This window comes from Cupriavidus sp. LA-1, assembly GCF_055385985.1.
In genome coordinates, this window is record NZ_AP031387.1 from 1442305 (window position 1) to 1453606 (window position 11302).

The 11302-nt window shown below is 62.5% G+C and carries 7 protein-coding genes; 4 read left to right on the plus strand and 3 right to left on the minus strand.

Features of this window, described 5'->3' with window-relative positions; translation table 11 throughout:
- Window positions 1–61 precede the first annotated feature (61 nt).
- A complete protein-coding gene (locus tag ACZ5MJ_RS06880) occupies window positions 62–460 on the minus strand; it encodes a hypothetical protein (RefSeq protein ID WP_464223670.1) in 399 nt (132 codons plus the stop codon).
- Between the two features lie 482 nt (window positions 461–942).
- Here ACZ5MJ_RS06880 and phaP3 point away from each other — a divergent pair, with 482 nt between their 5' ends.
- The 4 genes from phaP3 (at window position 943) to ACZ5MJ_RS06900 (ending at window position 3660) form a co-directional block, all read left to right on the plus strand.
- Window positions 943–1500 carry a TIGR01841 family phasin PhaP3 gene (gene phaP3, locus ACZ5MJ_RS06885; RefSeq protein WP_464223085.1) on the plus strand — a complete coding sequence of 186 codons (558 nt, stop codon included), beginning with the start codon at window positions 943–945 and terminating at the stop codon, window positions 1498–1500.
- A gap of 267 nt (window positions 1501–1767) precedes the next feature.
- Window positions 1768–2511 (plus strand): acetoacetyl-CoA reductase, encoded by a 744-nt coding sequence (gene phbB, locus ACZ5MJ_RS06890; RefSeq protein WP_464223086.1) that lies wholly within the window; start codon window positions 1768–1770, stop codon window positions 2509–2511.
- Between the two features lie 180 nt (window positions 2512–2691).
- The gene (locus tag ACZ5MJ_RS06895; protein WP_464223088.1) at window positions 2692–3123 is read left to right on the plus strand and encodes a universal stress protein; all 432 of its coding nucleotides are present in this window, start codon (window positions 2692–2694) and stop codon (window positions 3121–3123) included.
- A gap of 72 nt (window positions 3124–3195) precedes the next feature.
- Window positions 3196–3660: a ferritin-like domain-containing protein gene (locus tag ACZ5MJ_RS06900; protein WP_464223089.1), complete on the plus strand. Its 465-nt coding sequence runs from the start codon at window positions 3196–3198 to the stop codon at window positions 3658–3660.
- 92 nt (window positions 3661–3752) lie between these two features.
- Here the strand turns inward: ACZ5MJ_RS06900 and ACZ5MJ_RS06905 are convergent, their stop codons facing one another.
- Entirely contained in the window at window positions 3753–5483 is a 1731-nt protein-coding gene (locus ACZ5MJ_RS06905; RefSeq protein WP_464223090.1) for a ShlB/FhaC/HecB family hemolysin secretion/activation protein, read from the minus strand.
- Between the two features lie 324 nt (window positions 5484–5807).
- On the minus strand, window positions 5808–11261 hold the full coding sequence (locus tag ACZ5MJ_RS06910) for a hemagglutinin repeat-containing protein (protein WP_464223091.1): 5454 nt from the start codon (window positions 11259–11261) through the stop codon (window positions 5808–5810).
- Window positions 11262–11302: the final 41 nt, after the last annotated feature.

Below are 11302 nucleotides of genomic sequence, written 5' to 3' on the forward strand. Positions count from 1 at the left end.
CAGGAACGACGACTGCTGCCCGCATGGAAGCGGGCAGGACGAGATGACGTCGGACCGGAGGCTAGGTCTGGAAACTGCAGTGAAGGATGTTGAGCGGTGGCGGGCCGCGCGGCTCTGTCTCGGTGCGTAGCGCAACGCGAACCTCTGCCATGGCCACGCGCGTTGGCTCGATCACGCGCATCAGCACCGGCATGAAGGCCGGAAGCTGCGGTGAAGCATGGTCGGCGTGCTTGGAATCGGCCTGGCAATGCGCGAGGCAAAGTCCGCTCTGGTCGAGACCCTTGTCACCGTCGCTGGCCGCCATATCGGCGCAGGACCCGGTCATCGCCGCCATCGTGTCGTTGTGCTCCATCTGGTAGCGGCTGCCGGTACAGGCGTACGCCGCCGCTGCCAGTTGAGCTGCCAGGAAGACAACGAGGAGAAGGCCGGCGAACCATGGCCGGCGATGCGATTTACCCACGAGAGCGGTGCCTGTTTTGGCGAGCAATATAGCAGTGTTCGGCGCCACCCGGCAGCTTCACCACTGCGGCAGCGCGTCGCACCGGTGCGCGGCGCAGCCGGGGGCGGCCAGTTCCCGCAAGGTTCCCGTCCCGGTCTGCACGTCGGTCGACGGCACAGGTACTGTTTCCAGCCCGCAACGATGTTTCGCTGGTTGACGGGATAGTCCGATCTGCCGAGTTAAGCCTGCCTGACATCTGTTATGCATTGCACCATTTCTACGTAAGTACATGTAAATTTAATGTCTCATAAGTCACTTTTGATGTTCTATTTTTAATACTTTTTGGGTTTGTACCTAGGGATTAAGTTAGAGGAAACCCTCTAGGATTCGTACTCGGATGGTGCGCTGCAGGATTGGCGGCGCTGCCAGTCCGGAAACCCTGACCTTGCCGGATTGCCAGCACTGCTGCGGCAATCCGTGCGATCAATCCAAAGGAGATACGCATGTCACCTTTTACGCCCGATCAATTTGCTGCGGTGCAGAAGTCGAATCTGAATCACCTGTTCGCGCTGACGAACATGGCCTTTGACGGCTTCCAGAAGTTGACCGAGCTGAACCTGCAGGCAGCCAGGACGACGCTTGCCGAAGGCCAGGAAAATGTCCAGGCGGTGCTGGCCGGCAAGGACCTGCGTGAAGTGCTCGCCGTGCAGAGCAATCTGGGTCAGCCTGCCGCGGAGAAGGCCGTTGCCTATGCGCGCAATGTGTACGAAATCGCGTCGAACACGCAGGCGGAACTGTCCAAGGCGGTCGAGGCCCAGTACGAGCAGCACAACCGCAATGTGCAGGCCTTCGTTGACACCTTCGTGAAGAACGCCCCGGCGGGCTCGGAAGCGCTCACTGCGCTGCTGCAATCCAGCGTGGCGACTGCCAGCAGCACCTATCAGTCCTTCCAGAACGCGGCAAAGCAGACGGCCGAAGTTGCCAAGGCCAACTTTGCCACGACAGCCGCGGCCGCCAGCGGCGCGGCACAGCAGGCAGCGTCCCGCGCTTCCAAGCAGTAACGGCGTACCGCTGGCCATGCAGGCCATGCCAGCGCGCTGAACAGAAATCGCGGGCTTTGCCGGCCGGGGACGTCAGGTTCCCTGGCTTGCGGCACCGCGACGCCAACCTTCCCGAAGACATCTGCAAAGCCGGACCGGATTATCCGGTCCGGCTGGCCCGCGCTTTTTTCGCGCCAGGGCAACGGGAAATTGCCAGTAACAATCGGGGGAGAGGCCCATTCCGGCAAGGCACGGGCCTTTTAACCTTACGACTAAGACACACGCAGCATGACGAAGAGAATCGCACTGGTAACAGGTGGCATGGGTGGGCTGGGAGAAGCCATCAGCATCAAATTGCACGACGCTGGCTATGCCGTGGTCGTGACGTACTCGCCGGGCAACGCCAACGCGCAGGACTGGCTGGCCGCGATCGCCGCCACCGGCCGCGAGATGCGTGCCTACGAGGTCGACGTATCCGACTACGACGCGTGCCAGGCTTGCGCGGCGCAGATCCTGGCTGACGTGGGCCGCGTGGATATCCTGGTGAACAACGCCGGCATTACCCGCGACATGGCCTTCAAGAAGATGGACAAGCCGAACTGGGATGCCGTGATGCGGACCAACCTGGATTCGGTATTCAACCTCACCAAGCCGCTTTGCGAGGGCATGGTCGAACGCGGCTGGGGCCGCATCATCAACATCTCGTCGGTCAATGGCTCCAAGGGCGCCTTCGGCCAGACCAACTATGCCGCCGCCAAGGCCGGGATGCACGGCTTCACCAAGTCGCTGGCGCTGGAAGTGGCAAGAAAGGGCGTGACGGTCAACACGGTCTCGCCGGGCTACCTTGCCACCAAGATGGTCAACGCCGTGCCCAAGGAAATCATGGAAACCAAGATCCTGCCGCAGATTCCGGTTGGCCGCGTCGGCAAGCCGGAAGAAGTCGCGGCGCTGATTGCCTACCTGTGCTCCGAGGATGCGGCCTACGTGACCGGGTCCAATATTGCGATTAACGGCGGGCAGCACATGCAGTAAGGCTGACCGGCATCGTGCTCGCCGCTTCGGCGAACCTGTTCCCCCGAAGCGGCGAGGCGCAAGCGCCGGGCCCGGTGCCGTCGCAGCATCCCTGCCGGGACACGGATTATTGTCCATACTGAACTTTGACTGGCGGACAGACGCATTCCGCCGGGAACAACCGCGTATGGAGGGGTAATCGTGTTCAAGCACATCTTGCTGGCCACCGACGGCTCAGAACTTTCAAAAATGGCGATGGAGGCGGCTATCGGTTTTGTCAAAGCCGGTGGCGTCAGGCTGACTGTCTATACGTGCATGGAGGAGTATCCCTACCTGGTGACAGGCGATGCCGGCCATCCCAGGCGCAAGGTCTTCGAGGAGCACGAGGCCGAGCGGGCAAGCACGCTGCTGCAGGAGGTTGTCGCAGCAGCCAAGGCGGCAGGCGTGACCTGCGAAACGGATATGACGACAAACATACCGTACAGAGGCATCATCGATGCCGCCGCGAGGCACGGGTGTGACGTGATCTTCATGGCGTCGCACGGCCGCAGGGGGCTGGAGGGCCTGCTGGTGGGAAGTGAAACCCAGAAGGTGCTCACGCACTGCCGGATCCCTGTTCTCGTCTACCGCTAGCGACGGGAGCGCGCAGCGCTCCGGCCACGGTGCAAGGCTTGCCGTCGAACCCTACCTAAGGGAGAAAATGCCATGACGGAACTCGAACAGGACAAGGTCGTCGGCGTGCTCAATCGGATACTCGAGGCCGAGCTTGCCGGGGTTGTGCGCTACACGCACTACTCATTCCTGATCTTCGGCTTCGGCCGCATTCCCATCGTGTCGTGGCTGCGCGAGCAGGCGAATGAGTCGCTGCTGCATGCGCACCAGGCGGGGGAATGGATCACGACCCTCGGCGCCTATCCATCGCTTGGCATCGGCGAACTGCTGGACAGCCACACTACCGATATTGGCACGATCCTGCGCGAATCGCTGGCGACGGAGATGCAGGCCCTGGCGCTGTACCGTGAACTGCTGGGCCTGGTCGAAGGCCGCTCCGTCGCACTGGAGGAGTATGCGCGGCAGCTGATCCAGCTGGAGGAACTGCATGCGGGTGAGGTCGAGAAGATGCTGCGCAAGCCTGGTGCGGCGACGGCGGGGCAGGCGAAGCCGACCTGACCAGGTCGGCGCCTTGAGGCCGCAGGCTTGCATGATAAGCCCGGCGGCGAGCATGCCAATTCCCGCGAGGGACTTCAGTGACTTCTTGGCTGTCAGAACTCCAATCCAAGTTGTGCCGCGATGTTGGTGCTGTGCGTGCGGAAGTGGTCCGGCTTCCTGACGGGGGTGCCGACGGTTACCTCATATGACAGCGCCGCCAGGCTGCCCAGGCGCCAGCGACCGCGCGCCCCAATCACGGCGCCCATGAGGCTTTGGCCTACCAGGAAGGCGGCGGATGGGCCACTGACGTGTCCCATGTCGAAGCCGACGAACGCCTCCTGGCCGGTGTTGCCGATCTGCCAGGCGAGGTCGTTGCGCATGGTGACGCCGTTCTCGGCGGCCAGCGTCAACTGTTCATCGAAGCCGCGTACCGAATAACGGTTGCCGATGACGAAGTAATCTGACGGCAGGATACGCGTGGGCGCGTATTGGCCGCGTACCGAGCCCTGAAAGCGCAGTCGCTGCCCGGCCATCTGGAAGGGGACAATGAGTCCAACATTGCCCAGCAGGATCTGCGAACGGCCATCCCAGCTCGGATCGCTCAGCACGAAGCCTGGTGCCTTGGAATGGTCTGGCAGTGACTGGCGCCAGGCCGCTCCTATATCGAAGATGCTGCTGCCGAAGTACTGACGATGCGAGGCGCCCAGTTCGAAGCCGACGAAATCGCGGTGCTGCACGGCCAGGTCCAGCCCATCAATGCTGCTGCTGGCGGATTTGCGGAACACCTTGCCGTAAAGGCTGGTTTTGCCCGACGCGTTGCGAAACGGCACGTAGCCAAGCCCCGCCTCAATCTGCGTGTTGCGCCCGCCGTAGACGAGATCACCGTCGAAGCCCGCCACGGTCTGCTTGTAGCGCGACTGGTTGGCGTTGAAGAAGGCGTTCCAGTAGCCGAACGGGATGTTGTAGTTGATGGCTGACGAACGCGTGCCGGCCGAGCCGTTGCCGACATTGGCGTTGGTGTTGCCGGAGACGGTCAGGCTGTCATAGAGGAACAGCGGCGAATCCACCGTCAGCGTACCGCCCATCTGGTACTTGCCCGTGTTCTCCAGTCCGGCGTTGTCCCCCGTGACGAGGGCGTGCCAGCGCTTGCCGGTGCCGGGCCTGATGACGACATCGGTGGCGCCCGGTGTCTCACCGGGCACGAGGTCGATGCTGGCATCGGCCTGGCCTTGCAGGCGGCGCATGTTCTCCATGCCCTGGTCGAGGTCGCGCTGGTTCACCATTCCGCCGGGGCCGGTCGGCAGCACCGTGCGCCACCAGCCGGGCGTGCCGTCGGCCTTGATGCCGGTAATGCGCCCGGCCACCACGCGCAGGCGCAGCGTGCCGGTGGACAGGTTCTGCTCGGGGATCAGCACACGGGTGGTCACGTAGCCCTGGGCGACGAGGCGTGCAGAGAAGTAGTCCTTGATTGCTTCCAGCCCCTTGCCGCCCACGCACTGGGTAGGAAGGATGCCAGCCTCGGCCTGCAGCCATTCGAAATCCTTGGCGCTCTCCCAGCGCACGGTCTTGATCGGGAAGCAGGGCGACTCGGCGGGCAGGATCAACGGTCCCGCACTGGCAGGCTCCGTGGGCGAAGCCGTGAGCACATCGGGGCGGGCCATGGCGCGCTCGCGCGCGGCCTCCTGCTGCTGTTCCTGGCGGCGCTCGATGGCGGCGTTCGGAGTCACCGGCGGGAAGAAGGGCATGGCCTGGGCGACCGCCAGCGAGGGCAGTGTCAGGATGAACGGGACAAAAGGGGAGACACCGCGCGCCTTGCGGCGCGCGTTCATTGAACTGTAGAACATTCGTTTGCGGTGTTACGACTTGTGGTCGTCCGAGTCGGACTTGCTCGAATCAGGAGCTTCTTTGGGGGAATCCTTGTAGGTTTCCTTTGCAATCCGCCCCGGGGACTTTCCGAAGGGACGGAGATGAAGGGTCGCCGCTTTTGCCGAATATCCTCCAATAGCCATCAACGCCATCCCTAGGGACAGGCCAATCATCTTTGTGGAGTAGTTACTGGAATATTCCACTGAGAGATAAATTATCCATAGGCCTGCCGCAAAAAATAGACCGCATCCGAAGCCGGTGAGATTGTCGTTCTTAATTAACCATTTCATAGCGGTTGATGACTATTTATTTATCCAATCTTGGAAGTTATTTGCGGGTTTCGAGTTTTTAAATAATTCCATTGTCTCATTGACTCCAGGGACGAGGACAGGGCCGACGATTGGAATCTTGTTGGCAAGTTCCGCGCCAAGCGAAGTTGCTGTTTCCACCACCATTTGACCGGTGTTTGGCTTTAGTGCTTGGGTGACAGCTATCGATCCGAGGTTCACCGTCGTTCCGCCAAGGGCGACGGCTTCCGCAAGCGGCACATGCGGGCCAGGAATGCTTGCAGCAGCTGTTGCAGCAGCAGAGATTCGACCCGCCTGACTCCCAATGAAGCCAGCAGTATCAGCCGCGCCTTCACGAACCGCGTTCTTGTGTTGATCATCTGCCCAACCACCACGAGTCGGCACCAAGTCACTCATACCGCTTTGACCAGGCTTCGGATCATTGGCGCGCTCCCAAGGTAAGCCGTTGTAAGCATCTCTGGTCATCCCAAAGAACACGGATTTCTTGTCGGCTATGCTATCCATCGTCGTATACGTAAAGAACCCCTGTGCCTGCTGATCCTTGATCCAGGCCCGTTCACTTGCGAGCGACGCAGCGGTTGGCGTACTCACGAAGTTAGCGTTGTACAGCGGACTGCCTTCCGGGTACTGCGACCAGCATTTCACTTCATAGCATGCCGCTTTGGTCAGTCGGTCTGCCTTGTCATTGTCATCTGCGGCGGCTGCCTGAATCAGATTCTTCTCGGTGACGCGCAACTCGCGGTTAAACCTGTCCGCATTTGCCGCGGTCGCTGCGCCAGAACCGCCACCAACGACGGCGCCAATTCCACCTGCCGCAATGTTAGCTGCCACATTGCCGATGGCTTCATCCAGGTTGGCGTTTCCGGTGCCGGCGCCGCCCGATCCTGCAACTGCAATTTTGTCGCCGAGAGGGGCCGCGAGCGATGCAGCGCCAGCTCCTGCTGCACCTGCAACGGCACTGCCGCCACCCAGGGCAGCGACCAGTGCTCCGCCAGCGCTGTGGAGCGCCGCCCGATACGCACCGCCTTCCTCCCACTTCTTGGCGTCATTTTCATACTGCGCTGCAAGTTCCAGATTACCTGCATCGTGCGCCTGTTGGGCTTCTGCGCGGGCCTCACGCTCCTTTGTATTAGCGACTTGGCCTACTGTCTTGGCAACCGCCTCACCCGCCGCCTGGGCAGCGGTCATCATGTCTGATTGCTTGTCAAGGACGTTCTTCAGATTGGGAGTCTTGCCCACCGTGGTGTTGCTGCCCGCCGTGTCCCGCTTGAGGTCCGCCAGGTCCTGCTTCTGGTTGGCCTGGTCCCGAATCGTGATGGTGCCGTTCGCGATGGCGCTGTGCGCGGTCCGGTCCTGGCTGCCGCTCTCGTGCTGCGGGATAGTCGGTTTGATGCCGCCGGTGTTCTTGCCCGAGGTGGAACCGCTGTTGGACTGGCCGACCGGGCTGCCCATGGCACCTCCGGCAGAAACACCCATCGACGTGGCGCTGTAGTCCGAGTGGTTCTGAATGTCGCTGAAGGTCAGAGTGCCCGTGGTCAGGCTGTTCTTGTCCTTGGTGGCGTCGCTGGTGATCACCGCGCCCTTCAGGTCGGTATTGCCCTTGACATTGATGTCGAAGCCGCCCTGGCCGGCATAGATGCCTGATTGCTCGCCGACGTTCGCATGGATGCCGCTGGCGTTGCCCTTGGAGGCCGAGAAGCTGGTCGAGCCGCCGCCCTGGCTGATGCTGAAGCCACCGCCCATGCTTCCTTGCTTGGCCCGCATCTCCTCCGTGTCCTGCCGGCTGGCAATGTTCAGGTTGCCGCCCACGTCGCCAACTACCTTGCCGCCACCGACCGTTGCGCCCAGGATGTTGGTATCGTTGCCCGACACGAAGGTGACCGATTCCTTGCCCGTGACATGGCTGTTGGCCTGCGTCGTGCCCTGGCTGTCCGAATTACCCTTGGCCTGGGAGGCAGAGGTCGAGACGCCAAAGCCTTGGGTACCCAACGAGACGCCAACGCTCGCGCTGCTGGACTTGTTGGTGCTGTGGCTTTCGTCGATATCGGTGGCCGACACGATGTTGATGTTGTGCTTTGCGCCCAACGCGACCTTGTTGGCATCGATGTTCGAGCCTGCGATGTTCAGGTCACCCTTCATCGCATTGCCGTTGGCGTCCACCCCGGATGCAACGAAGGCGGCAGTGCCGCCGGCCCGCACATTCGAGCCATTGTGGTTTGTGCTGTCCTGCGTGAGGGTCTGCTTGCTCTGGCTGCTGCCGAACGACAGCGTGACTGCGGCACCGCCGGTCAGGCCATCCTTGGCAACTGCCATGCCCGCATCGGCCGCATCCCGGCCGGCGGCCATGCCCCACAGGGCAGAGGCCCGCCCGTCCTGGCTCTTGCTGGCCGATTCGACCTTGTTGGCGGCATTCACCGCTGCGCCAACGGCACCACCCGACACGCCCAGTGTGAAGCCGCTTTGCTTCACTTCATGGGTTTCATCGTGGTGCTGCGCGTTCTGCGCGGCTTCTATATTGACGTCCGCGCCCATGCCCGTGATGTCCTGCCTGGCGACTAGGTCGCTGCCCTTGATCGTGAGGGTGCTGCCCGCATTCAGGAGCACGCTGCCGTCGGTCGAGCCGACGAGGCTGCCCAGCTGTTGCGTCCCGCTATCATGCGTAGTGTCTTTCTGGTCGCGGTTGCCGTAGGAGATGCCATTGCCGGTCGCGCCAAAGCCGGATTTCTTCTCTACCTTGAAGCTATAGGCAGACGATTGCGTCTCGGTTGTCGTGATGTCCAGATTGCGCGTGGCCGACAGGTTCACGTCGTGCGTGGCCGCCACGGTGCTGCCGGCCACCGTCAGGTCCCGGCCGGCGTTCATGGTCACAGTGTCGCCGGAGAAGGTACTGCCTAGCGCCTCGGTGCCCGCGCTTTCATCGATAGAGTGCGTGGACTTGGACGAGAGAATGCCAGCGGACTGCGTGTGGTGCTCGTCGCGCACCGAGGCCGAGCCCTGGCCGGCGTTGACGTTGATGTCACGGCCTGCGCCGACGCCGAGCGCGCCATCCGCATTGACAGAGGCTGCCGTGGCATTGACGTCACGGCCCGCCACCATGGTGGTGTCGCCGCCCGAACTGATCTGAGTGCCGATCTGGGTTGAGCGCGACAGGCTGCTGTTGTTCTGCGCATCCTTCCCGAAGTGCTCATCCTGCGCCACCGTCACCGCGCCCAGGTTGATGTCACCGCTCGCCCCGATGCCCACCTTGCCGGTGGTTTGGATGCTGGCTGCATCGGCGTTGACGTCCCGGCCAGCTAGCAGGGTGGCGTTGTCCGCCTCGATAGTCGATACGCCCGCCAGCACCGTGTTGCTGCCGGTCTTGCTGCTGCCGGTAGACGTGGTGCTGTTGAGGTTCAGGTCTCGGCCCGCCTGGGCAAACACTGTGCCGCCTGAGATCTTGCCGGCCAGGTTGTTGATGTCCTGCTGGGCATTGAGTACCAGCGTGGCGCCATTGAGCGTGCCACGGTTGTTGTTGATGTTGTTGGCATCGATCAGGCCCACGTTACGGCTGGCAATCGTGCCGGTATTGGTCATGTCCCCCGTGGTCTGGATGACCGTGTTGTTGGCCGCGATCAGCGTCCCGTCGCCCTTGAGATCGCCCACGCGGGTCATCAGGTAGACCTGCGGCACCAGCACCTCCTGTGTCGTGCCGTCCGGCAGGGTCACGGTCCTCTTAACCAGCCAGACGATATCGCTCGTGAGGGCAGCCATCTGCTCGGCGGTCAGTTCGGAGCCGACGTTCAAGTGATACTGCTGCGCGAATTGCACCCCGGCGTTCATCAGGCCGATGTATTGCTTTTCGTTGTCGGTGTAGTCCCCGACGAAGCGCTGTCCGGTGCCGAGCATCACCGCATCGGCTACCAGGCGGGCCTCGTAGAAGCCGTCACCCAGGCGCTTTAGCACGTTGTCGGGGTACTGGCCGAGCTGCGTCAGCAAGTAGTCGCTCGACAGCCACTGGCTTTGGTCGGTGAAGCGAGGGTCAGTCTCGATCAGGTAGTGCGCACCGGGCTGGGTGTTGACGGTGAAGAGGGTATTACGCGGCATCGCCAGCGCCGCAGTTACCACGCGGATGGAGTCGCCGCCTAGGTGGGCACCCGGCGTATTGGCCGCCAGCGCCGCGCCGTTGCCCGCCGCCTTGCCGGGCAACGGCAGTTCGACCATGGTCGGCGCGGTCGGGATCGGCGCCAGGCCGGGGCCGGTGGCCGGCGCGCTGCCGTCATGGCCGATGGTGCCAAGGTTGGACTGCGAGACCGCCGCCTCCAGCGTCTTTGGAATGTTGATATTCACCGGGTCCAGCGCATACGTGTCGTAACGCCGGTCATCGCCGCTGAAGGTGTGGCTCTTGATATACGTCCAATCGCGCGTGCCGGTGACGGTCTGGATTTCGGTCGCGTTGTACGCCAGGTTCTGCACCGGGGCCGGAATACTCAGGTTGCCGCCCACCAGAATCTGGCTCTTGTCGTTGGTCACGGCACCGCCAAAGCTGGCATTGCCGCCGACCAGAATCCTGGCCGGGTCGGTGCTGGCTACCTTTTCGTCCTGGATCTGCGTGTTGGTCTTGTAGATCCACCATTCCTTGACCTGTCGGCCATTGAAGTCGTTATTGAATGCTGTGATCTTGACATCCAACTGGTTGTAGAGCGGCTTGGCGGCGGCTCGCCAGGTATCGTATGCCGCCTGGTCGGCGTTGTATTGGGTCTTGCAGGCGGGCGGCGCCATGGCGTCGCACGGCACGGGCTGCGGCGGTGCCGCGGTCGGCGACTGCACGCCGAGCTTGCTCCAGATAGCATCGCCGGGCTGATACACAAAGACCTCCGGCCCAAACTGCACGTCCCCGTTGGCATCCGGCACATAGCTGTACGGATAGTAGGCGGCGCCAATGGGCTTCTGCATCCCGAACCACATCGGCACGTTCGGGGGCGGTGTGCGCGACCAGTCGAAGGGCGGTCCGAACTGCGAGAACGGGTACCGTGCCGAGGGCAGGACCATGACCTTCTTGTCGTCATCGCCGAGGAAGCTGGGATCAGCCCCAGGCGACCAGGTGCCGTTGTTGTACTGGTAGAAGATGACGTCGGAGGCGGCGACATCTTGCGTCGAGCCGTTCAGCCGATAGGTGAGAGCAGTGATGGTGCCGGTATCGGTCACCGTCGTGCTGAAGTGGTTGTTCAGGTTGCTGAGGGCCGCGACGTTGATGTTGGCGTCCCGCGCCACATCGATGGTGGCTGAAGCGTTGGTTAGCGTGTTGGCCTGGCCCGCCACCTTTCCGCTGGCATCGAGCGCACCGCTCACGTTCAGGTCCTGCGACGAATAGATCAGCGCGTGCTCGCGGTTGACGATATCGGGGGCGCCCAGATTCACGTCGCCCGAGCGCGAGGCGATGACGCCACCGTTGCCAGTAGCCGGGTTCACGTCGTTGAGAATCTCCTGGCCGGCGCCGACGGAGACCGAAT

Excerpts from the sequence above, each read along its gene's own strand:
- phaP3 (WP_464223085.1), top strand. The coding sequence starts at position 943 with ATGTCACCTTTTACGCCCGATCAATTTGCTGCGGTGCAGAAGTCGAAT.
- phbB (WP_464223086.1), top strand. The coding sequence starts at position 1,768 with ATGACGAAGAGAATCGCACTGGTAACAGGTGGCATGGGTGGGCTGGGA.
- ACZ5MJ_RS06905 (WP_464223090.1), bottom strand. The coding sequence starts at position 5,483 with ATGTTCTACAGTTCAATGAACGCGCGCCGCAAGGCGCGCGGTGTCTCC.
- ACZ5MJ_RS06900 (WP_464223089.1), top strand. The coding sequence starts at position 3,196 with ATGACGGAACTCGAACAGGACAAGGTCGTCGGCGTGCTCAATCGGATA.